Below are 24,424 nucleotides of genomic sequence, written 5' to 3' on the forward strand. Positions count from 1 at the left end.
TGAAAATTAGCTACGCTCTTTTAATCTCATGCCCTACAAATTCTTCTAAGGTCGCAAACATGTCGTCTACAGAAAGGACTTCGAAATCGGGGTGTGTTTTAAGGAAATCAGCATTCAAAGTAATCAGGTTTTCTTCTATTTCGAAAAAAGTGTCGTTGTTGAGCAAATCTCGGATAGGATTTACGCCTTCCAATTTCCCTTTCAGAAACTTATTGAGTTTTACACTGCTCATTAATTTTACTTTTTTGGATTGTTGTTGGAACAATGCCAAATGGTTGTAGGCCCCAATCAATGCCAAACCTTCTTCTATCAATTCATTCAGTTCTTTATCCCAACCCGAATTATATACAAACTGAGCAAAATTTCCTTCGGTATATTGCGACGTATAATAATCTAAATAATAACTCATTATAGCATCTTCGTGAATCAAATCATCGTTCACGCCTTCCTCCCGCATTAAGTTGATTACCGAAATATTAGAGTGAATTACATCTTGAAGGTTCTCACTATTAAAGGCTGTTTCTGAAATAATTATTCTACCGAATTCCATAGGTTTTGTCTTTGAATATTTGCTGCAAATTTCGGGTAAAATAGTGAAGAATCGAAATGTTTTTTTCTGCCACAGATTACACAGATTAACACAGATTGATTAGCGCGAACATTTAACTGACATCAGATTCATTATTATTTTTTTTCTGATTCATTTTTGTAACCAAAGCTTTCAAACGCATAGCTTTTTCTTTTTTTTCTTCTTGAAGTTTAGCCTTTTTCCGATTGAGCAATTTGGTATGTAAAGCCTTATTTTTGGTGTTTTTTTCGGGTCCTTTTGCCATAATGTAAAAGCTTCTTTAATTACGGGTACAAATATAAAGAAAGCCACATTAAAAATGCGGCTTTCCTTCCTCGAAGCATTGAATCGTTTTTTTACCACAGTTTTCACAGATTTTCACAGATTTTTTGTTTATGAAAATCTGTACTTAATTTTACTAATATGGTTTTAGTATATTTGGTAATAAAAATAAATGAAAAATAAGACCCTCTTCTTTTTGGCAAGTCTAATAATCTTGTCTCTATGGATATCAGAAACATTTTTTAAGATTCCTTACATGAACACAAACATCTTAAATACTTTGTTTACTGGGCTAGGTATAATTGGACTAATCACTACTTTATTCCTTCAACAAAATCAAATATCTGAAAATAAAAAAGATGCAGATGCTCAAGTTGAAAACTTAAAAATTCAAAATTTTGAAAATAGATTTTTTTCTTTAATTAATAATTATCAAAAAAGCATCAGTTTGAATTATTTTATTAATGATAAAAATATGTTTAGAACATTTTTCAATAACTACAAAAGCTGTATGGAAAATGGCAAATATGATGCAGACAGCCTTATTGATACATTTGATAAATTTAGAAAATCATATCAACATTTAATTGAATATTCATTTATAAATCAAATTACATTTCTAATAAATATAATTGAAGAGAATACATTAATTGACAAATCCATTTATTACAAAAATTTAAACTGCTTATTTTCAGATATTGAAAAGAAATGTCTTTTTATAATCATAAATTATGACACAACAATTAGCAGCGAGACTAAAGAATTATTTAAGATTAAATTTGAATTTATAACAGTTGATCCAGAAAAATTATTAAAAAGCAAGAATGAATTTTTTACTTTTTAATTTGATAGAACTTTAGCAAAATTAGCCTTTTCATTTAAAAAACGAAATCTCCTAGCCCCGATAGGAGTGAAAATCCTTTTACTTTTTTCTTTAAAAAGTAAAAGATTGCAACGGATAGCGGGAAATAGCTTCAAATAAAAATTCTATTGCTTATTTTTGCACTCAATAAAATTGAATCATGATACAGAATCCAAAAAGATATACGATTACAGCAGCATTGCCTTATACGAACGGGCCGATTCACATTGGCCATTTGGCGGGTGTTTACGTGCCTTCGGATATATATTCCAGATATTTAAGATTGCAGGGAAGAGATGTTTTGTTTGTTTGCGGAAGTGACGAACATGGCGTGGCGATTTCGATGAAAGCCAAAAAAGAAGGCATTACGCCACAGGAAGTAATCGATAAATATGATGGGATTATCCGTAAATCGTTCTCTGATTTTGGAATTTCGTTTGATAATTATTCCAGAACTTCGGCTAAAATTCATCATGATACCGCTTCGGAGTTTTTTAGAAAACTGTATGATAAAGGTGATTTTATCGAGGAAGTGACGGAGCAATTGTATGATGCAAAAGCGGATCAATTCTTGGCAGACCGTTTTGTGGTGGGAACTTGTCCAAAATGTGGCAACGAAGAAGCCTATGGCGATCAATGCGAAAAATGTGGTTCTACACTCAATGCTACGGATTTGATTAATCCAAAATCGACAATTACGGGTGAAACTCCTATTTTAAAATCTACGAAACACTGGTTTTTGCCTTTGGACCGTTATGAAGATTTCTTGAAAGAATGGATTCTCGTTGGACATAAAAACGACTGGAAACCGAATGTTTACGGGCAAGTAAAATCGTGGATTGATGGCGGTTTAGAACCTCGTGCGGTAACTCGTGACTTGGATTGGGGAATTGATGTTCCGGTTGAAGGTGCCGAAGGAAAAAAATTATACGTGTGGTTTGATGCGCCGATTGGCTACATTTCATCTACGAAAGAATGGGCTTTGCGCGAAGGAAAAGATTGGGAACCATACTGGAAAGATAAAGACACCAAACTGGTGCACTTTATTGGGAAAGATAATATTGTTTTCCATTGCATTATTTTTCCTGCGATGTTGAAAGCTGAAGGAAGTTATATTTTGCCGGACAATGTTCCTGCAAATGAGTTTTTGAATTTGGAAGGAAATAAATTATCTACTTCTAAAAATTGGGCAGTTTGGTTGCACGAATATTTGGAAGAATTTCCAAATCAGCAAGATGTTTTGCGTTATGCGTTGACATCGAATGCTCCGGAAACGAAGGATAATGATTTTACCTGGAAAGATTTTCAGGCTAGAAATAATAATGAATTAGTCGCGATTTACGGGAATTTCATCAATCGTGTGGTGGTTTTAACCAATAAATATTACAACGGAATAGTTCCTCAACCGAATGAACTTTCAGAAGTGGACGAAGCTACTTTAACCGAATTGAAAGCGTATCCAGCTGTGATTTCGAGTTCTGTGGAGCGTTATAGATTTCGTGAAGCCTTGAGTGAATTGATGAATGTAGCGCGTTTAGGAAATAAATATTTGGCAGATGAAGAGCCTTGGAAAGTTATCAAAGACAATCCGGAGCGCGTGCAAACGCAAATGTATGTGGCGTTGCAAATTGCGGCTGCTTTGAGTTCACTTTGCGAACCTTTCTTGCCATTTACAGCAAAGAAATTATCAAGAATTCTAAAAATAGAAAGTCCGTTGAACTGGAATACTATTGCTCAAAATTCTGATTTAATTCCGGCTGGACACCAAATTGGAGAAGCGGAATTGTTGTTTGCCAAAATTGAAGACGAGGAAATCCAAAAACAAATTGACAAACTGGAAGCAACTAAAACCGCCAATACCGCCGAAAATAAAAAAGCGGAACCACAGAAAGAAGCAATTCAATTTGAGGATTTTGCTAAAATGGATATCCGTACAGGAACGATTCTGGAAGCCGAAAAAATGCCGAAAGCGAACAAGCTTTTGATTTTGAAAGTAGACACCGGAATTGATGTTCGAACTATAGTTTCTGGAATTGCCGAGAGTTTTAAACCGGAAGATATTGTTGGAAAAAGAGTAACAGTTCTAGTGAATTTGGCTCCAAGAAACCTTCGTGGCGTAGAAAGTCAAGGAATGATTTTGATGACCACAAATGCCGAAGGAAAATTGGTATTTGTAAATCCGGATGCGGATGGGGTTGCGAATGGTGAGACGATAAATTAAACATTCATATATCCACGATTACGTAGAGACGTTGCAATGCAACGTCTCTATCTGTTTTAACCAAGAACCATTCAAAAATTATATAAAAAATTATTATATTCGTTACCATCAACATGCAGGAGACGTTGCAACACAAGAGACGTTGCAATGCAACGTCTCTACCCGATAAATCCGAACGAAAATAATATGAATAACAAATTCCAAAATAAATACCGCATACCCTCTGCTCGATTGAAAAATTGGGATTATGGAAATAACGGTGCCTATTTTATAACGATTTGTACTTCAAACCGGGAACATTTTTTTGGCGAAATCGTTCTGGTTAATGATGAAAATGAAATGCAGTTGAATGAAATCGGAAAATTAGCTGAGCGATTTTGGGCTGAAATACCAAACCATTTTCCATTTGTTGAATTGGGAAATTATGTTATTATGCCGAATCACATTCATGGAATATTGATAATTAATAAAAAGAATATCGTTGATGACATTGTAGAGACGTTGCAATGCAACGTCTCTACCGTGAATGCGACAGAAGCAATCAATAAAAAGGAACTGATGGCGGAGATTTCACCTAAATCGGGTACAATTTCAACCATTATTCGTTCCTACAAATCGGTGGTAACCAAAAACGCACATTTTATACACGCTGATTTTGAATGGCAAGAACGTTTTCACGATCATATTATCCGAAATTCAGAATCGTTTGAAAGAATGCAAAATTATATAGAAACCAATCCTGAACAGTGGAAAGAAGATAAATTTTACAACTAAACTAGTTGCAAAATTCTAACTTAGAAGTAGCTTTTGTAATTATACCAAAAAACATAACATAATATGAGCCTAAAAGTAGTTGCTTTCGACGCCGATGATACCTTATGGATCAACGAAACCTATTTTGATGAAACCGAGAAAAAATTCTGTGGTTTGATGGAAGATTATTTGTCGCATCAAGGAATTTCCAAAGAACTTTTCAAGGTCGAAATTGATAATCTGAAATTATACGGTTACGGAATAAAAGGCTATATTCTTTCGATGATTGAAGCAGCGATGTCTATTTCGAGTAATACACTTCCCATAGAAATAATTGAAAAAATCATTCAGTACGGAAAGGAATTACTGGAAAAACCGATTGTTTTATTGGATGGTGTGGAAGAAACTTTAGAAACTTTACACGGAAAATACAAATTGGTTGTTGCCACAAAAGGTGATTTATTAGACCAACGCCGCAAACTGCATAATTCCGGTTTAGGTCATTATTTTCATCATATCGAAGTGATGTCAGACAAGCAGGAAGTAGATTATTCTGATTTGATTAAACGTTTAGAGATAGAACCTTCCGAATTTTTCATGATTGGAAATTCTTTAAAATCGGATGTTTTGCCGGTTTTGGCCATTGGCGGACACGCCGTTCATATTCCGTTTCATACGACTTGGGCACACGAAAAAATCGACCATACAATAGAACATGAAAACTTTAGTGCTTTTGAAAAAATAACTGATGTTTTAAAACGATTAGAATAAAATAAAAATTGATGATTTATTAGGTCATTCATTAACTATTCTTGGCCTAATAAATCTTTAATTAAAGTCTTTTTCAACTGAAATACGACACGTATTTAGAAAAAAAACTCCCAAATCACCGTTAAAAAGCACATTTAGAGCTGTTCTTTACAGAATTAAAAGGAATGCTTTCATAATTCACTGTTTAAAATTTCATATCAAAATTTGTGCTGTAGTTTTGCCTTGAATTTAAATAATAAAATTATGAAAAAAATCATACTTACGTTAGTTTTTGCTTCTGCAATGACCACTATGAGTGCTCAAACTGAACCTGTAAAAAGCACAGAAGATGGCTTTAACAAATGGTCTATTGAATTAGCCGGTGGTGTTAACAAACCACAAAGACCAATGACTTCTGGTTATTTCACATCGACACCAAGTCCTTATGTTGTTGATCTAGGTGTTCGATACATGTTTAACAATAAATTTGGTTTGAAAGCTGATTTTGGCTACAACAGTTTTCAAGGAAAAAATAATTCTAAAGATTTTGACACTAAATATTACAGAGCAGACATTCAAGCTGTTGCTAACTTAGGAAGAATTATGAACTTTGAAACTTGGACCAAAACAATTGGTTTATTGGGTCATGCAGGTTTTGGTTTAGCACAATTAGAAGATCAAAATTCAGCTTTGAAAGATAGAATGGGTAATTTTATGGCTGGTGTAACTGGTCAAATCAGATTATCTGACAGAATCGCTTTAACAGGGGATTTCACAACAATCCTTAATGCTGCACAAGATGCTACTTTTGATGCTGCCAGTACTCGCGCCTCAAGAGGATTTTCAGGAATTCTTTTTAATGGTACTGTAGGTTTAGCAGTTTACTTAGGTAAAAATGCAAAACATGCTGACTGGGTAATCGATAATGAAGGTCGCTTTGATGCAATTGACGCCAGGTTTATGGCTATTGAAAATAAAATGCTAGACACTGATAAAGATGGTGTAGCTGATTATTTAGATGAAGAAGCTAATACACCAGCAGGCGCTATGGTTGACACTAAAGGAAGATCTATTGATAAAAACAATAATAATGTTCCTGATGAAACAGAAGCATATATCTTGAAAAATTATGGTAGCACTACTAATAATTCTCCGCTTTTAACAAACAACGAATTGATTAGAAGCTTAATCAACGGTGGTTATGTTGCAGTTTATTTTGACTTCAATAAATCTACTCCGACTAATGTTTCTACAGAAGGTACTGATTTTATCTTAACATATTTAAGAAACAATCCTACTGCTTCAGTTGATATTATAGGTCATGCTGACGAAATAGGAAGATCAGCTTACAATGACAAGTTATCTAATGCAAGAGCTAACAATGTAAAAAACACTTTAGTGAAAGCTAATGTTGATGCTTCAAGATTGAATGTAATTGCTGCTGGTGAAGATACTTCAGTAGATATCGATTCAGAAAATGCAAGAAGACTAGTTAGAAGAGTTACTTTCAGAGTAAAATAAACTTAGTTTTATATTTCCAAAAGGCCCTAAAGAAATTTCTTTTAGGGTCTTTTTTCATGTCTACTATTCTGGAGTTTTTATCAGAAAATATTTTTCAATAGCGCAGCATTACAAATATCAATTTTCGTATCATTTACACCAAAAGTTAAATAAAATGAATTTAAGGTTCAAAAGAATAGCTGTACTTTTGACAAATAAATAAAATTACAAAATCTTGAAAACACTTTTAGATATAGAGAACTGGAACAGAAAGGAACATTTTCATTTTTTTAGACAATTTGAAGAACCTTTTTTTGGTGCTACAGTCGAAATTGATTGTACCAAAGCTTATGCAACTGCAAAATCGCTGGATACTTCCTTTTTTATCTATTATTTACACAAAACATTAGTTGCAGTTAATGCAATCGAATCGTTTCGCTATAGAATTTCGGATGATAAAATATACGTTTGTGACCAAATTAATGCTTCAGCAACTATTGGTCGTAAAGATGGCAGTTTTGGATTTTCTTTAAATGAGTATAATGCTGATTTTACTGTTTTTACGGCTACTGCTTCGGCGGAGATTGAACGAATACAAAATACAACAGGACTTTTCACCCGAACATTTGAAGAGGATAACGTAATCCATTTTTCGGCAATTCCTTGGTTAAACTTCACTTCCTTATCCCATGCCAGGAGTTATACGTTTCCGGACAGTTGCCCAAAAATTTCCTTTGGAAAAATGATTGTTGCACAAAACGGAAAAAGAACCATGTCCATGTCTGTCCATGTGCATCACGGACTAATGGATGGTTTGCATGTAGGTCAATTTGTAGATTATTTTCAAGAGATTATGAATCAGTAAATTAAGTATTTTTTGTAACTTTACTTAAAACTTACTGCCATGCTATCAAAAAATATAGAACTCGCGTTGAATCATCAGATTCGCATTGAAGCTGAATCATCCCAAACCTATCTTTCTATGGCTTCTTGGTCAGAAACTCATGGTTTGGAAGGAATTTCAAAATTTATGTATGCCCAATCTGATGAAGAACGGGCACACATGCTTAAATTGGTCCGGTATATAAATGAAAGAGGCGGCCATGCAAGAGTAAGCGAATTAAAAGCTCCGAAAATTAGCTATGAAACATTCAAGGAAATGTTTGAAGAACTTTACAAACACGAAATTTTTGTTTCTGAATCAATTAACGAACTGGTTCATATTTCGTTTTCAGAAAAAGATTATGCCACACATAACTTTTTACAATGGTATGTAGCCGAGCAAATTGAAGAAGAAGCCCAAGCTAAACTTATTTTAGATAAGATAAATCTAATTGGGGATGACAAAGGTGGTTTGTATTTGTTTGACAGAGATATTCAACAAATGACTTTAAAAAGTACTACATCCAAAGATTCAAAATAGCTAAACACACTTTAGAATCTATAATATAACTTGATTTTAATGCTTTGAAAATTGAGTAAAAAGAAAAAAAATAAGGAAAAGAAAAAGGATAAAAAAGAGTCCCATAAAAAGGATGTTCCTAAGGGAAAACTCAAATCAAAATGTTGTGAAAGTTATAAAGAAGGTGAAAACAAGCGTTGCAAACGTTGCCCTAGATTTGATTTACGAAAAAAAGAAAAATAAAAGTACTCCGTCGCAGTTTACAGTCGCAGTCCACACATTTAATTTAAAAAAAACCACCGATGACTGTCGATGGTTTTTTTGTTTGGTTTTCAGTCACAGTTTGCAACATTCCAATATCTGTAAACTGAAACCGAAAACGGGGACTTATCACTAAAAAACTATTTCCCTAAAAGAAGCACATCGTTAACCACGACTTCCGTAATATAGCGTTTTTCTCCGTTTTTATCATCGTAGCTTCTGTGGGTCAATTTGCCTTCAATGGCTATTTCTTTTCCTTTGGTTACATATTTTTCTATGATTTCAGCAGTTTTTCCCCAAGCTACCAGTTTGTGCCATTGGGTTTCTTCTACTTTTTCTCCTTTGTCGTTTTTATAGCTTTCATTTGTCGCTAAAGTGAAATTGGCTAATTTTTTTCCTCCGTCAAAAGTTTTGATTTCCGGATCATTCCCTACGTGTCCAATTAACTGTACTTTGTTTCTTAATGCATTCATGGCGTGTAAAATTTAAATGTTAGTGTATATAAGTTATTTGTTGAATCATTGTTACAAATCAACATTGCAAAGATGCGGTGGGTTCCAAAAATTATTCGGTTACTAACTGTTTACTTTCGGTTGTAACTATTTGTAAACGTTTGTAAATGGAAATATTTGATTATATTTGATGGAAATCAACTTCTTATGCAAACGAAAATAAAAAAAGTAGAATTACGAAATCTAGCGTTTGACGACTATAAGCAGTTAAAAAAATCAATGGTGGAATCTTATCCAGAAATGGTTGATTCGTATTGGAAAGAACAAGATATTGAGCAATTACTGAGTCTGTTTTCTGAAGGGCAATTAGTAATTTTAGCCGATGGAAAAGTGGTTGGTGCAGCGCTTTCATTAATTGTAGACGAAGTTTTAGTGGACAAAAATCCTAATTATGCTAAAATAACCGGAAATTTTACTTTCTCGACACACAATCCAAAAGGAGAAATTCTGTATGGAATTGATGTTTTTATTCATCCTGATTATAGAGGCTTACGACTTGGCAGACGATTGTATGATGCCCGAAAAGAATTGTGTGAAAAATTAAACCTAAAGGCTATTGTTTTTGCCGGAAGGATTCCAAATTATAACAAACACGCTGAAAAGCTGACTCCAAAAAAATATATCGAAAAAGTAAAACTAAAAGAATTGCATGACCCTGTGCTTTCCTTTCAGTTGAGTAATGATTTTCATGTGATGAGAATTATGAAGAACTATTTGGCAGGAGACACCGATTCCAAAGAATTTGCAGTGCTATTAGAATGGAACAATATTTATTATGATGAAAGCCCTCAATTAATAAATACCCAAAAAAGCATCATCAGACTCGGATTAATTCAATGGCAAATGCGCCCTTTAATAAATTTAGACGCTTTATTTGAACAAGCTGAATTTTTCATTGACGCCATATCCGGTTATAAAAGTGATTTTGCCCTTTTTCCGGAGTTGTTCATTGCTCCTCTTATGGCAGATTACAATCATTTATCGGAACCAGATGCTATTAGAGAACTTGCAAAATACGCAGATCCCATTCGCAAAAAATTTCAGGAACTCGCCATCTCTTATAATATTAATATCATTTCAGGAAGCATGCCTTATTTAGAAAATGGCACTTTGTACAATGTTGGGTTTCTTTGTAAAAGAGATGGAACCTCTGAAATGTATTATAAGATTCACATCACTCCAAATGAAGTACTGCATTGGGGAATGAAAGGCGGCTCACAAATTAAAACTTTTGATACTGATTGTGGAAAAATAGGCATCATGATTTGTTATGATGTTGAATTTCCGGAAATGGCGCGATTAATGGCCGATGAAGAAATGAATATTTTATTTGTCCCATTTTTAACCGATACCCAAAGTGGTTACACCAGAGTAAAACACTGTGCACAAGCCCGAGCCATAGAAAATGAATGTTATGTTGCGATTGCAGGATGCGTGGGAAATCTTCCAAAAGTGAACAATATGGACATCCAATATGCACAAACCGCTGTATTTACACCTTCGGATTTTGCATTTCCCAGCACTGGAATAAAAGCGGAAACGACCCCTAATACTGAAATGACTTTGATTGTAGATGTCGATTTGAATTTACTAAAAGAGCTTCACGAACATGGAAGTGCCAGAATCCTAAAAGACCGTAGAACTGATTTATATGAAATTAGAAAAATAAATCCATGAATAAAACCTGCTTAGAATGTGGAGAAAAGATTGTAGGCCGCGAAGACAAAAAGTTTTGCAGCGACGGTTGTCGTAATGCTTACAATAACAAAATAAACAAAGACAGCACCAATTTTATGCGCAACATCAACAATAAGTTGCGCAAGAATTACCGCATTCTATCCGAACTCAACACCGAAGGAAAATCAAAAACCACTCGGGCGAAACTCCTCAGCAAAGGTTTTGATTTTGAGTTTTTTACCAATATTTTACAAACTAAAACAGGGAATACCTACTATTTTCTGTACGACCAAGGCTATATGCTTTTGGACAATGATTTTTATATGTTAGTCAAAAAAGATATTTAATACCACAACCCCAATCTACTTCCTAATCATGAAAAAAGATTATTCCTCCATTTTTGCCAGTTTATTTATCCTAGTCATTCTGGGATTGATTTACTTTACAATGATGCCACATTGGACTTCGGATGACGAAGGTTCACTTTCTGAATTTTCGACCAAAAGGGCTTTGGCCCAAGTAAAAGCCATTTCAAAACAACCCCATTATGTAGGTTCCGAAAATCATGAAGTCGTGGCTAATTATCTCATAAAAGAGCTTAACAAACTTGGATTAGAAACAACTGTTCAAGAAGGATATACGTTGAGTGATTGGGGAAATCTGGTAAAATCTAAAAATATATTGGCTCGAATAAAAGGAACCAATAGTTCTAAAGCCTTACTGCTGCTTACCCATTATGACAGCGCACCGCATTCCTACTCTCACGGCGCTAGTGATGCCGGCTCCGGCGTAGCGACAATCTTAGAGAGTGTTCGTGCTTTCTTGTACAATAAAACACCGCATAAAAACGATATTATCATTCTGTTTTCGGATGCCGAGGAATTGGGATTGAATGGCGCAGCACTTTTTGTAACCCAACATCAATGGGCAAAAGAAGTAGGTTTAGCGCTCAATTTTGAAGCACGCGGTTCTTCTGGACCCAGTTATATGTTGATGGAAACTAACAAAGGAAATGCCGGATTGGTGAAAGAATTTGCTGCTGCAAAAGCTACTTTTCCGGTATCAAATTCCTTGATGTATAGCATTTATAAAATGTTGCCCAATGATACGGATTTGACCGTTTTTAGAGAGCAAGGCAATATTCAAGGATATAATTTCGCCTTTATAGATGACCATTTTAATTACCATACTGCTCAGGATGACATCAATCATTTAAACAAAAATACTCTAGCGCATCAAGGCACGTATTTAATGCCTTTGTTAAATTATTTTTCGAATGCTGATTTGAGCACCACACAAGCTACTGATGACGATGTTTATTTTACCATTCCGTATACTTTTATAAGTTATCCTTTCAGTTGGGTTTTGCCAATGGTGATAATCGCACTGGCATTGTTTATTTTCCTGTTGTTTTTAGGAAGAGCCAAACGCATTTTATCATTCCGGGAAATTGGCAGAGGATTTATTCCATTTTTGGGTTCCCTAATCCTTACTGGATTAATTACTTTTTTTGGATGGAAAGCGTTGCTGAAAGTGTACCCACAATACAATGATTTACTCAACGGATTTACGTATAATGGACACGCTTATATCGCTGCATTTGTACTTTTGGCCCTAGCAATAAGTTTGGCATTTTATACCCGATTTTCTGCCAAAAAGGTAACGATGAATCATTATGTAGCACCATTATTTTTATGGATCTTAATCAATGGAGGTCTTGCTTTTTCTTTACAAGGTGCAGGCTTTTTGATTATTCCGGTTTACTTTGGGCTATTTATATTTAGTGTTTTTATTGTTACCCAAAGATCTAATAAAACACTAAATCTTATTTGCAGCATTCCTGCTTTGATTATCATAGCGCCATTTATACAAATGTTTCCTATCGGTTTGGGATTAAAAGTGCTGTTTGGAAGTGCGATTCTTACCGTATTGACATTCAGTTTATTATTGCCCGTTTTTGGGGCTTTCGCCAAAAAGGGAATCTGGTCATTCGTGTTTTTTGTACTCGCTATCGGCTTTTTTGCGAAAGCGCATTCTGAATCAGGATACGAATTTGGAAAGGCCAAATCAAACAGCTTGTTGTACGTCTATAGTGCCGATACGAACCAAGCCAATTGGGTAACGTATGACACCAATCTTGATTCCTGGACCAAAGGCTATTTAGGCGAAAAACCCAAAGAAGCGACCGCCATGGAGGACACACCATTGCCAAGTAAATACAATACTACCTTTACATATCAAGCGGAAGCTCCCATAAAAGTATTGGAAAAACCAAGTATCGAATTTCTTGAGGACCGGATTGTGGGCAATCAAAGGTATTTAAAAATAAAAATTTCTCCGAACCGAAAAGTAAACCGTTATGATATTTTTGCCAATGAAAAAATGGCTTTTCATAATTTTAAAGCAAACGGCGTGACCTCTTTAGGTCAGAAAAATTCATTATACCAACGAAAAGGAAAGAAAATATTGAGTTACTATGTAGTTGACAATGCGCCTTTGGAAATACAATTCACTATAAATATTGCTACCGTTTTTGACATGGAATTAATGGAAAGTTCTTTTGACTTAATGACCAATCCTTTATTTGGAATTGCAAAAAGAGAAAACTGGATGATGCCAACGCCTTTCGTTTTGAATGATGCGGTAGTGATTAAAGAAAAAATAAAACCAAGTCCAGTAGTGGTTGTAAACACTTTGAATAATGACATTGTAACTCCTGTTGTAAAAGATAGTTTGACGATTGTAAAAGACAGTTTAAAAGTCAAATAATTTAAAAATAAAATGACAAAAATTAGCATTCTAGGTTGTGGTTGGTTGGGTTTGCCTTTGGCGAAAGCCTTATTAAGAAATGGATTTTCAGTAAATGGATCGACGACTTCAGTAGAAAAATTATCAGTGTTGGAAAATTCAGGAATCAATCCTTTTTTAATTGCGCTTTCAGAGCATAAAACGGATGGAAACATAACCGATTTTCTGGGGGATTCTAAAATTTTGATAGTTGATGTTCCACCAAAACTTCGTGGTTCAGAAAAAGAAAACTTCGTTTCAAAAATCAGAAATGTGATTCCGTTTATAGAGAAATCTTCTATCAACAAATTGATTTTCATCAGTTCTACTTCCGTTTATGGAGATACTCATACTGTCGTTTCAGAAGAAACAGCACCTCAACCGGATACCGAAAGTGGAAAACAATTATTGGAGACAGAACAGCTTTTGCAAAGCAATAAAAACTTCAAAACTACTGTTATTCGTTTTGGCGGTTTAATTGGTGAGGACCGACATCCTATAAAATTTCTGGCGGGGCGTGAAAATCTTGATAATCCTGAGGCGCCTATAAATCTAATCCATCAGGAAGATTGCATTGGTATTATTCTAAAGATTATCGAGACCAATTCTTGGGATGAAGCCTTCAATGCGGTAACACCATCACATCCTTCACGAGAAATGTATTATACCCAAAAAGCAATTAGTTTGAATTTGGCTTTGCCAAAATTTAATCATTCAGCACCATCAATAGGAAAAACTATTTTGAGTGATAAAGTAGAAACTATTTTAAATTATACTTTTACAAAACCAAATTTATAAAGTGAGAACTAAAATTAAAAACGCCTTTTCATCTAAAATAAACACCATTGGCTTACCCATATTAGCGTTATGCTGGGTTAGTTTTTTTTGGGGTACCACTTGGATCGCTTCAAAAGAAGGAGTAAAACACATGCCGGCTTTACAGCTCGCAGGCATCAGACAATTTATAGGTGGGTTTCTTTATATTTCCTTTTTTATGTTTAAAAAAACGCCTTGGCCAAAAGGAAAACAGTGGAAAACTATTATCATTCTCAGCATTCTTAATTTCGTTTTAAGCAACGGACTAAGCACTTGGGGCGTGAAATACATCAGTAGTGGTCTAGGTGCTATTATAGGCGCTCTTGTTCCGTTATGGGTTGTTATTATCAGTTTTTTTAGAGGCGAACGATTGGCACGATTAGCCGTTATTGGTCTGGTGGTCAGTTTTGGTGGTGTATGTGTTATTTTCTACGATCATTTAAGCGATTTTCTACTTCCTGATTTTAGATTTGGAATTTTTATTTCAATAATTTCTACGTTAACCTGGGCGTTTGGAACCTTATATACTAAGAAAAAAGCAGCCAGTTTCAATCCTTATTTTAGTTTAGGATTGCAGATGTTTTTATCCAGTATTTTACTTTTTGCTTTTACCGGCGCAACAGGAACATCCGTAAGTTTAAGTTCAATTCCTATGATTTCCTGGTTATCAATTGCTTATTTAGTGATTTTTGGCTCTGTTCTTACTTTCATTGCATTCATCTATGCACTTCAAAACCTACCTGCAGAAATAAATAGCATTTATGCTTATATCAACCCAATCGTGGCTGTTATTTTAGGCACTATTATTTTTGGTGAATCACTTACAACTGCAATAGCCATTGGAGGTGGGGTTACATTAACAGGATTGTATATGGTAAATTATTCTTTAAGAAAAGGGCGTAGTAAGATATTATAAACAAAAGTCCCGTCTGAATAATTACAAACGGGACTTTTATCTCTAATTAAGCTAAAACCATTACCAGATTTTTACTCGTTTTTCCGGTTCAATAAACATACCATCTCCTTTTTGAATTCCAAATGCTTTATAAAATGCATCTAAGTTTTGGATTGGCACATACGCACGGAACATTCCTGGAGAATGCGGATCTGTTTTCACCTGACTTTTTAAAGCTTCATCACGCATTTTAGTACGCCAAACGGTAGACCAAGAAATAAAGAAACGTTGTTCAGGCGTGAAACCGTCTATTAATCCAGGATTCCCATTCTCTTTTAAATACATCTGTAATCCATCATAAGCTGCATTTACCCCGCCTAAATCACCTATGTTTTCTCCTAAAGTGAATTTTCCGTCCACATGAATTCCAGGCAAAGGCTCTAAAGCACTGTATTGGTCAGCCAAAGCCGCTCCAAGAGTAGTAAATTGTTTTAAATCCTCTGCTGTCCACCAGTCTACAAGGTTTCCATCGGCATTGTATCGCGCTCCTGAATCATCAAATCCATGAGAAATTTCGTGTCCGATTACGGCGCCAATTCCACCATAATTTACTGCTTCATCTGCTTGATAATTGTAAAAAGGAGGTTGTAAAATAGCCGCTGGAAACACAATCTCATTATAAGAAGGATTGTAATATGCATTTACAGTTTGCGGTGACATACCCCATTCTGTCTTATCAACTGGTTTGTTGAGTTTATCTAACTCTTTTTGAAAACTCCAACGGGAAAGGTTTTTTACATTTTCAAAATAACTTCCTCCTTCAGATGGGCTAATTATCGTTAAAGCCGAATAATCTTTCCATTTGTCCGGATAACCAATTTTTACTGTGATTTTATTTAATTTTTCAATTGCTTTAATTTTTGTCTCGGCAGACATCCAAGTCAAATTATTTATTCTGTTTTGATACGCCAAAACAACATTTTTAATCATTTTCTCCGCTTTGAATTTGGCTTCAGCCGGAAACATTTTTTCAACGTATAATTTTCCTAGCGCCTCACCTATTGTGTTATTTACCGTTTGCAAGGCTTTTTCTTCACGAGGTCTTTGCTTTTTAGCTCCTGTTAAGGCTTTACCATAAAAGTCGAAATTAGCCGCTTCTATAGCCGCAGTCAATTGTCCTGAAGATTTACTGAGTAAAGACCATTTCAAATATTCTTTCCAATCTGCCACCTTATTTTCTTTGAAAACAGTTTGCATGGCTTTCATGTATCGTGGTTGGGTAACAATTATGGAATCCAATTTTGAAAAGCCAATCCCCGCAAAATAATTTTTCCAATTGATTATTGGTGTCATTTTTTGCAAATCGGCAATCGTCATCGGATTATACTGCAATCTACTGTCTCTTCTTTCAACACGGTCTAATCTAGGTTGTGACATTGCCGTTTCTAATGCTAAAATCTTGATTGCACTTGCTTTTGCCTGCGCTGGGTTTTCACCAATAAACTGGAGCATTCGCTCTACGTGAAGTACATATTTATCTCTTTTTTCTTTAGAATCTTTATCATCTGAAGTATAATAATCTTTGTCAGGCAAACCTAATCTTCCAACTTCCAAACTAACCGAATTCTTAGTACTATTTTTATCGTCAGCTCCTACGCCTACGCCAAAAAAACCAATACCACCAATCGGTTCCATTTCAATCAACAATTTTTGTAAATCCTGAATGTTTTTTACGGCATCAATTTTTGCCAAATATTTCTTTAATGGTTTTATTCCCTCTTTTTCTCTCGCTACTGTATCCAGAATTGATTTGTAAAGATTAACCGCTTTTCCTTGATCTGTATTTGACTTGTAAAGAGGGTTTAGAGAAGCCTCTTTCAAGATGGCTAACGCATCTTTATCGGTCTTTTTTAATAACTCATTAAAACTTCCCCATGAAGTTCTGTCATTTGGAATTTCTGTTTTATCAAGCCATGTTCCATTTACATATCTAAAAAAGTCATCATTAGATCTGACTTTTGTATCCATATTAGAAAGATTAATTCCGGGTTGCAAATGCACTGGAACATTCTGCGCATTACTAACATTGAGTCCAAAGATTGCAGGAATCACAAAAAGAAACTGTTTACTAAATTGTTTTTTCATTTTTTATAATGGTTAAGACGTATACACAAACTTATCAATAATATTTTTAATATTTGTTAAATTTCACACTTGAACAACATTTTGTTAAATACTTAGAATCAAGATCTTCTTTTCGTATTTTACATCAAATTACTTTGCTCTTCGTATTTTCAATTTTGCTGCTCTATATTTCTATTTTAATTGAGAGGTAATTTTTTTTAGCTGCTTTTTCATCTATTTTCACCAAAAAACAGCGACGCAAAACAAAAAATTCACTAACTTTAATACGCCAAAACCAAAAAAAGCTTCAATAGCAAAACCCATAAAACACTGAAGTGAAAGTCCGTTTGTCGTTTCTTTAAAAAAATGGATTTGGTCGTAGGTTTGAAACGGCAAGATAGCGCCTAACTTTAGGTGATTAGAACTTGCAAAATAAATTCGATAATAAAACATAAGAAGAAAGCACGACACTTCCATCTATAGAAGCAAGAACACAAATAGAAAAATTTAAACACTGGTTGCTATCCAACCGCTGTAGTCGCAATATTACAAAAAAGCATACTGTGGCATTAAAATCATTTTTGGTTTTCTTTAATGAAAAAACAGTTGCCGAAATCACCAAGGATGTGATACTTTACAATACTAACTTCATCCTTAAAACTATTTATCGGCATACTCTCAAAACCAAATTGTAAATACGATAAAACTATTTTTCAGGACAGTTGAATTCTAAAAAATGGAGATAAAACAAAGCCAGTGGTTATGTAAAAGGGAACAGAAAAAATGTTTTATGGAATTGATTGAGATTACTTAGTCCTACCTGAAGAGGCATTTTTTTTCCAACAAATTATCAATTATTAATAAAAAAAGAAATCATGAAAAAATCTTTATTTATTATATTGGTTCTCACAGTAAATATAGTTTTTGCACAACAAATAGTAACTGGGGTAATAACCGACAAAACAAACAGACCTATTGAAAGTGTAGAAATTAGTGTGAAAAACACAGACCTAAAAACTGTTACAGATGCGGCAGGAAGGTATTCCATTGAAGTACCGGCTGCTACAGGAACTCTTGAATTTACAAAAGAAAATTTCAAAGTGCAAGTGGTTGAAATCACCAGTGATACGGTAAATTTAAACATAACATTGATTGCCGGCGTTGATTTTTTTGAACTCAGTCTGGAAGAACTAATGAATGTTGAAGTCATAACTGCTTCTAAAAAATCAGAAAATCAGAAAATCGCACCAGCAACAATTTATGTTGTCACTGAAAAAGATATCATTGAAAACGGTTATACAGATTTAACAAATTTATTGGAAAACGTTCCGGGTATGGTGGCCATAAGAACCGACCATTTTACTTTTGGTGGACAACGTGGTTTTTTAAGTAATTTTTCGCAAACGTTACTGTTGGTAAACGGACGGGAAATGCAAAATTTATTTGCTTCCGAAACATTTATTTCAACACAATTTGCAACGCATAACATAAAACAGGTTGAAATTCTACAAGGACCTGCTTCTGCTCTTTATGGTGCAAATGCTTTAGTTGGTGTTATTAATATCATCACAAAAAATGATTCCCCTGATTTTAATAAAATAGAATATCATACTGAAATTGGAACTCAAGGAACTCAATCTCAAAGCATTGTTTTTGGACGAAATCTAAATGATTTTCGCATTAGCGGGAGTTTTAGATATTTCCGTAGCAATCTTTGGGATTATAAAGATTTTATAAAAGACACCATAAATTTCAGACAAGGAGTTCCTTCTAAAGCGTTTCCCGTAAACCAAGAATTTAGACAGACTAGCTGGTCGCTTCCCTATGCTGCAAAAATTTCTTATAAAGGCTTTTATGTGGGAATAGAGGGTTATGAGCTTAAAGGCAGTAAAGGGCTTGAAAACATTTCGCTAGATTACACTAATCAAAGTGATTTCCGTCAATTAGCCTTGTATTATGCCGGTTTAGAAAAAGAAATTACTGCCAAACTTAAAATTAATGCAGAACTTCAATTTTATAAAGAACGATTTTGGGGGGTAAACTACACTTTTGATAATGCTATCTATGACACTCTTGTGAAAAACGGGCATAATCCGGACTTATCCCTTACGGATCAAGAAATTAAAGACAATTTTATGATGGCATATTCACAGCAATCAAGTTCAGGTTCCAAACGATATAAAGGAAATATACAATTAAATTATGTTCCAAGTCAAACCTTATCGATTATTGGTGGGTATACTTTTGATATGTTTGATTTGTTAGGTTTAGCTCTTTCTACAGATAAATTAAATCCAAGTTTTGATGAAACACGCTCTATTGAAAATAGAATGCGCAAGCCATTTTTTCGTCAGTATAAAAATTCACTGTTCTTACAATTACAAAAGACACTTTTTGATAAACTATATATCACACTGGGCGGACGATTTGATTATCACAATATCTATAAATCCATTCTTACCTTTCGCAGTGGTTTAGTTTACACACCATTTCAAAAAACTTCGATACGATTTCTTTTTGGGCAAGCTTTCCGGGAGCCTAATATTTTTGAACTTGGTGCCTCATCCACAAAAAATGTGGTTAATGAACTTGATCCGGCACGTATGAATACTTTTGAGGTTGGAATTAATCAATCATTTACAAGTAATTTAATAGCAAATATTGTTGCCTACAAAAATATAGCAACAAATTTTATTGAACCTACCGAAACGGGAGGATTCATAAATTCAGATAATGTAATAAATGTCTTTGGTATTGAAAGCCAATTGTTTTATAAAATAGGGAACATTAGAACTGAAATTGGTTATTCGTATGTCAAAAAAGATGCTGATGATTACGCCGGTGTCAGTACCGTAAATCTGGGCGTTTATCCCCATAGAATAACCGGAGGTTTGACTTTTAATGCAACTGATAACTTTACAATCAATTCAAGAATCAATTATTATTCTCAAATTCAAGCAAAGCATGGTAATAAGGATGTTACACAAATAATTACCATTCCAGCTTTTGCTAAGGTTGATTTGACATTTTCTTATGTAAAAATAAAAGTGTACGATGCCGAAATTACTACACAATTACTAGTTACAAATGTGTTTGATTCCCAATTTTATCAACCCAATATAAGAATAGGTGGTCCAAAACAATTTTTACAGCATGGAAGACAACTATTTTGCAATTTAATCATTAAATTTTAAAAATGATAAAGGAATGCAATAGTATTTATCTTAAAAATACAGCTGTTTTCAATTTTTTTGCTATTGAAATTTGATAAAATTAAAAGAGATTCTTTTTTAAAATTACCTTTTCGTATTTTTGCTCCAAATTACTTTTATGAAATCTATTTTTTATAAATACCGAAAGTTCTTTGGTGTTTTATTAGTCTTTTCTATCATAACAATTTACTTGTTTTATGTGGCTCTAAAACCAAGTAAAACACTACCCATTTATAATCCTTCAGATGTAAACCCGGAATTAGTAGACAGTACCGTTCAATACATCAGTAAATACCATACCATTGCTGATTTTTCGTTTGTAAACCAAAATGGAAAAACCATTACTCAAAAGGATTATGAAGGCAAAGTATATGTGGCTGATTTTTTCTTTACTACTTGCGGTTCTATTTGTCCAAAAATGACAACTAATTTAGCTGAAGTTCAAAAAGCAATTATCAATAACCCAAAAGTAATGTTGCTTTCCCATACCGTATTTCCGGAAGTCGACAGCATACCAGTTTTGAAAGCATATGCACTAAAAAACGGAGTTGTTGACAGCAAATGGAACTTAGTAACCGGCGATAAAAAAGCCATTTACACGATGGCAAGAAAATCCTATTTGGCCGTAAAATTAGGGAGACCCGATCAGTTGTATGATATGGTTCATACCGAGAATTTTGTTTTGGTTGACACTAAAAAACGGGTTCGAGGTTTTTATGATGGAACTAAAAAAGAAGACATGAAACGCTTGATAGAGGATATTAATTTTTTGTGTACCGAATAAAATTCGATTAAAAAATTGGACTCCAGCCGTTTCCTTTCTTTATTAGTCCAGTAAACAGTCTCCATTTCTTAGCTTTTATTTATCCCAAAAGGTTACAAAAATGATAATTATCATTTGTTTTGGCATTATAATATGTACTTTTGCAATCTTAATTCAATCTAAATAAGTCTTGCGAACAACGATACAGTCCCTCAAAAAAGGCGAAAAAGCCATTATCAAAGATTTTGATATTGATATCGTTCCTTTAAAACTATTAGAAATGGGTTGTTTACCCGGAAATATGGTAGAATTACTTCAAATTGCTCCTTTTGGAGATCCTTTATATTTAAATATTAATGGTTCACATGTTGCTATTCGTATAGAAACGGCGAAAGAAATCGAAGTTGAAATCATGAAAACCAACTTATGGTAAGCAATCGAAACATTAATGTCGCTTTAATAGGAAATCCTAATGTAGGGAAAACTTCTGTTTTCAATCAATTGACAGGTTTAAACCAGCAAGTGGGCAATTATCCGGGAATTACGGTTGAGAAAAAGATTGGATTTTGCAAATTACCCAATAATGTAAAAGCCAATATTCTAGATTTACCAGGAACCTACAGCTTGAATGCCAGTTCTATTGATGAGAATGTAGTTATTGAATTGTTACTGAATAAAAATGACAAATTATATCCAGACGTAGCCCTTGTAGTTACTGATGTAGAAAATTTGAAACGTAATTTACTGCTTTTTACACAAATAAAAGATTTAGAAATCCCAACTATCTTAGTCATAAACATGGCTGATAGAATGGAATATAAAGGAATAACACTTGACATTCCTTATCTCGAAGAACATCTAAAAACCAAGATTGCGTTGATTAGTTCCCGAAAAGGTTTTGGAATTGATGAATTAAAAAAATTGATTGTCACCTACAAAACGATTTCTAGTGAACCGTGTTTGAATGCATCCAGTATTGATCCTGAATATTTCAATACGTTGCGCAAAACATTTCCTAACCAATTGTTGTATAAGTTGTGGCTGGTCATTACTCAGGATGTAAATTTCTTGAATTTAGATCGTAATGAAATCCGAAGCTCGTTAACCAAATCACACTCGGATTTAAAGCGTTTGCAACAAAAAGAAACCATAAAACGCTATCAGTTTATCAATGATGTGCTGAAAGTAGGACTAAAAGTAGATGAAACCGTCGCTAAAGATTTCCGAAGCAAACTGGATCGTGTCCTGACACATAAAGTGTGGGGTTATGTAATTTTCTTTTTAATCTTATTCGTCATTTTTCAATCTATTTTCGAATGGTCTAAAATTCCGATGGATTTTATCGATAGCACTTTTGCTTCGTTGAGTTCTCTCGCAGCTGACCATTTACCAGCTGGAGTTTTAACCAATTTAATTTCGCAAGGAATTATTCCCGGAATTGGCGGAATTTTGATATTTATACCCCAAATTGCCTTCTTGTTTATGTTCATTTCCATTCTCGAAGAAAGTGGTTATATGAGCCGAGTAGTTTTCCTAATGGATAAAATCATGCGAAAATTTGGTTTGTCCGGTAAAAGCGTCGTACCGCTTATTTCAGGAACAGCCTGTGCGATTCCTGCGATTATGGCAACCCGAAATATAGAGAACTGGAAAGAAAGACTCATCACCATATTAGTAACGCCTTTTACAACCTGTTCCGCAAGATTACCTGTTTACGCTATCATTATTGCACTGGTGATTCCTGACACGCGCGTTTTTGGAATTTTGAATATGCAAGGAATGACCTTAATGTTGTTGTATCTTCTAGGTTTTGGAATGGCTATTTTCTCCGCTTATATTTTAAATAAAATTCTGAAAATAAAAGGAAAAACCTACTTTGTTGTTGAAATGCCTAATTATAAATTACCGCTTTTCAAAAATGTGGGAATTAATGTAATCGAAAAAACAAAGGCATTTATTTTTGGGGCAGGAAAAATCATTTTGGCTATTTCGATTGTTTTATGGTTTTTGGCTTCCTACGGTCCAGGAGAGAAATTCAATAATGCAGAAACAATTGTAGTTGAAAAAACCAAAGACAAACCGCTGTCAAAAACAGAATTTGACAATGCAGTTGCCTCACAAAAATTAGAAAACTCTTATATAGGTTTAATGGGAAAAACCATCGAGCCTGCTATTTCTCCTTTGGGATATGACTGGAAAATTGGTATTGCCATTATCAGTTCTTTTGCGGCCAGAGAAGTATTTGTGGGAACATTAGCGACCATTTACAGTGTTGGCGGAAGCGATAATGAAGTCACCATAAAGAACAAAATGGCATCCGAAATCAACCCTGAAACCGGTCAGAAAATATTCAATTTTGCATCAGGGATATCGCTACTATTATTTTATGCTTTTGCGATGCAATGTGCCAGTACACTAGCTATTACCAAAAAAGAAACCAACAGCTGGAAATGGCCTTTAGGACAACTTATTTTCATGAGTGGCTTTGCCTATGTTATAGCATTGATTGCCTATCAAATTCTAAAATAAAGATTATGGATATTCAAGAAATCATAGCATTTGTTGCACTCGCAGTTGCAGTAGCTTTTTTAATCCGAAAATTCTTTTTCAAAAAGAAGAAATCAGATAAAAATTGCGGCAGTGATGATGATTGTGGTTGTCATTAAAATTTTTGTTTAAATTCATTTATTTTTAAACTTTAAGAAGGAAACGACAATAAAAATCTAAAATCTTGCCTGATTTAAAAAAATAAAAATCAACGCACTAATTTAAACTATTTGATTTAAATTAACTAAATTTACATAGTATAAAAATGTAGTTTTAGACTCAAAATCAGTCACTTCCATTTTTACTTTTCAAAAAAACGGATTCTGATTTGTACTTGAATCTAAGGTACCTTTTAAACATAATTTCAGGACTTTTAGCTTTACTCCTACCCGGCAATTGGAATTATAGAACTACTATGAATTGGTAATCGGTATCTTTTAATAATTTAAAGGAGAAAACTACAAGAAACCTCGATATAGCACCTATTCATTA

The 24,424-nt window shown here is 34.1% G+C and carries 22 protein-coding genes; 18 read left to right on the forward strand and 4 right to left on the reverse strand.

Features of this window, described 5'->3' with window-relative positions; all coding sequences use genetic code 11:
* Positions 1-10: 10 nt before the first annotated feature.
* Positions 11-550 (reverse strand): DUF4375 domain-containing protein, encoded by a 540-nt coding sequence (locus tag OA85_RS04295; protein ID WP_039108255.1) that lies wholly within the window; start codon positions 548-550, stop codon positions 11-13.
* Positions 551-662: 112 nt separating this feature from the next.
* Positions 663-833, reverse strand: a complete 171-nt coding sequence (locus tag OA85_RS17475; RefSeq protein ID WP_197056052.1) for a hypothetical protein — start codon at positions 831-833, stop codon at positions 663-665.
* Between the two features lie 189 nt (positions 834-1,022).
* Between OA85_RS17475 and OA85_RS04300 the strand changes: the two genes are divergently transcribed.
* The 8 genes from OA85_RS04300 (at position 1,023) to OA85_RS17480 (ending at position 8,581) form a co-directional block, all read left to right on the forward strand.
* Complete coding sequence (locus OA85_RS04300; protein WP_156129410.1) at positions 1,023-1,694, forward strand: hypothetical protein; 672 nt, start codon at positions 1,023-1,025, stop codon at positions 1,692-1,694.
* A 178-nt stretch (positions 1,695-1,872) separates the two neighbouring features.
* Complete coding sequence (metG, locus tag OA85_RS04305; protein WP_039108257.1) at positions 1,873-3,933, forward strand: methionine--tRNA ligase; 2,061 nt, start codon at positions 1,873-1,875, stop codon at positions 3,931-3,933.
* Between the two features lie 186 nt (positions 3,934-4,119).
* On the forward strand, positions 4,120-4,707 hold the full coding sequence (locus OA85_RS04310; RefSeq protein WP_039109358.1) for a transposase: 588 nt from the start codon (positions 4,120-4,122) through the stop codon (positions 4,705-4,707).
* Between the two features lie 63 nt (positions 4,708-4,770).
* Entirely contained in the window at positions 4,771-5,457 is a 687-nt protein-coding gene (locus OA85_RS04315; RefSeq protein ID WP_039108258.1) for an HAD family hydrolase, read from the forward strand.
* A gap of 243 nt (positions 5,458-5,700) precedes the next feature.
* Positions 5,701-6,957: an OmpA family protein gene (locus OA85_RS04320; protein ID WP_039108259.1), complete on the forward strand. Its 1,257-nt coding sequence runs from the start codon at positions 5,701-5,703 to the stop codon at positions 6,955-6,957.
* 214 nt (positions 6,958-7,171) lie between these two features.
* Positions 7,172-7,801, forward strand: coding sequence for a chloramphenicol acetyltransferase (locus OA85_RS04325; protein ID WP_039108261.1), 630 nt, complete (start codon positions 7,172-7,174; stop codon positions 7,799-7,801).
* Between the two features lie 39 nt (positions 7,802-7,840).
* Positions 7,841-8,359: a ferritin gene (locus OA85_RS04330; RefSeq protein WP_039108263.1), complete on the forward strand. Its 519-nt coding sequence runs from the start codon at positions 7,841-7,843 to the stop codon at positions 8,357-8,359.
* A gap of 51 nt (positions 8,360-8,410) precedes the next feature.
* Positions 8,411-8,581: a hypothetical protein gene (locus OA85_RS17480; RefSeq protein WP_197056054.1), complete on the forward strand. Its 171-nt coding sequence runs from the start codon at positions 8,411-8,413 to the stop codon at positions 8,579-8,581.
* A gap of 158 nt (positions 8,582-8,739) precedes the next feature.
* On the opposite strand, the gene OA85_RS04335 is transcribed toward OA85_RS17480, so the two are convergent.
* Positions 8,740-9,072 (reverse strand): single-stranded DNA-binding protein, encoded by a 333-nt coding sequence (locus tag OA85_RS04335; protein ID WP_039108265.1) that lies wholly within the window; start codon positions 9,070-9,072, stop codon positions 8,740-8,742.
* Between the two features lie 186 nt (positions 9,073-9,258).
* On the opposite strand from OA85_RS04335, the gene OA85_RS04340 reads away from it, so the two are divergent.
* From OA85_RS04340 to OA85_RS04360, 5 genes are all read left to right on the forward strand, one after another.
* Entirely contained in the window at positions 9,259-10,788 is a 1,530-nt protein-coding gene (locus OA85_RS04340) for a bifunctional GNAT family N-acetyltransferase/carbon-nitrogen hydrolase family protein (protein WP_039109359.1), read from the forward strand.
* Entirely contained in the window at positions 10,785-11,135 is a 351-nt protein-coding gene (locus OA85_RS04345; RefSeq protein ID WP_039108266.1) for a hypothetical protein, read from the forward strand. Before OA85_RS04340 ends, OA85_RS04345 begins: the two co-directional genes overlap by 4 nt.
* A gap of 100 nt (positions 11,136-11,235) precedes the next feature.
* Positions 11,236-13,557, forward strand: coding sequence for a M28 family peptidase (locus OA85_RS04350; protein ID WP_052257190.1), 2,322 nt, complete (start codon positions 11,236-11,238; stop codon positions 13,555-13,557).
* Between the two features lie 12 nt (positions 13,558-13,569).
* Complete coding sequence (locus tag OA85_RS04355) at positions 13,570-14,373, forward strand: NAD(P)H-binding protein (protein ID WP_039108268.1); 804 nt, start codon at positions 13,570-13,572, stop codon at positions 14,371-14,373.
* A gap of 1 nt (position 14,374) precedes the next feature.
* Positions 14,375-15,307: a DMT family transporter gene (locus tag OA85_RS04360; protein WP_039108269.1), complete on the forward strand. Its 933-nt coding sequence runs from the start codon at positions 14,375-14,377 to the stop codon at positions 15,305-15,307.
* A gap of 60 nt (positions 15,308-15,367) precedes the next feature.
* On the opposite strand, the gene OA85_RS04365 is transcribed toward OA85_RS04360, so the two are convergent.
* Positions 15,368-17,431, reverse strand: coding sequence for a M13 family metallopeptidase (locus tag OA85_RS04365; RefSeq protein ID WP_039108270.1), 2,064 nt, complete (start codon positions 17,429-17,431; stop codon positions 15,368-15,370).
* An 854-nt stretch (positions 17,432-18,285) separates the two neighbouring features.
* Here OA85_RS04365 and OA85_RS04375 point away from each other — a divergent pair.
* From OA85_RS04375 to OA85_RS17345, 5 genes are all read left to right on the forward strand, one after another.
* Positions 18,286-20,604, forward strand: a complete 2,319-nt coding sequence (locus OA85_RS04375; protein ID WP_039108272.1) for a TonB-dependent receptor — start codon at positions 18,286-18,288, stop codon at positions 20,602-20,604.
* A 136-nt stretch (positions 20,605-20,740) separates the two neighbouring features.
* Complete coding sequence (locus OA85_RS04380; RefSeq protein ID WP_039108273.1) at positions 20,741-21,406, forward strand: SCO family protein; 666 nt, start codon at positions 20,741-20,743, stop codon at positions 21,404-21,406.
* 169 nt (positions 21,407-21,575) lie between these two features.
* On the forward strand, positions 21,576-21,818 hold the full coding sequence (locus OA85_RS04385) for a FeoA family protein (RefSeq protein WP_039108275.1): 243 nt from the start codon (positions 21,576-21,578) through the stop codon (positions 21,816-21,818).
* On the forward strand, positions 21,812-23,914 hold the full coding sequence (feoB, locus tag OA85_RS04390) for a ferrous iron transport protein B (protein WP_039108276.1): 2,103 nt from the start codon (positions 21,812-21,814) through the stop codon (positions 23,912-23,914). The genes OA85_RS04385 and feoB overlap by 7 nt, the downstream gene beginning before the upstream one ends.
* Positions 23,915-23,919: 5 nt before the next feature.
* Positions 23,920-24,051, forward strand: coding sequence for a FeoB-associated Cys-rich membrane protein (locus tag OA85_RS17345; protein ID WP_156129411.1), 132 nt, complete (start codon positions 23,920-23,922; stop codon positions 24,049-24,051).
* The last annotated feature ends 373 nt before the right edge of the window (positions 24,052-24,424 follow it).

Origin of the sequence: Flavobacterium sp. AED (genome assembly GCF_000812945.1) — a bacterium.
Lineage (GTDB): Bacteria > Bacteroidota > Bacteroidia > Flavobacteriales > Flavobacteriaceae > Flavobacterium.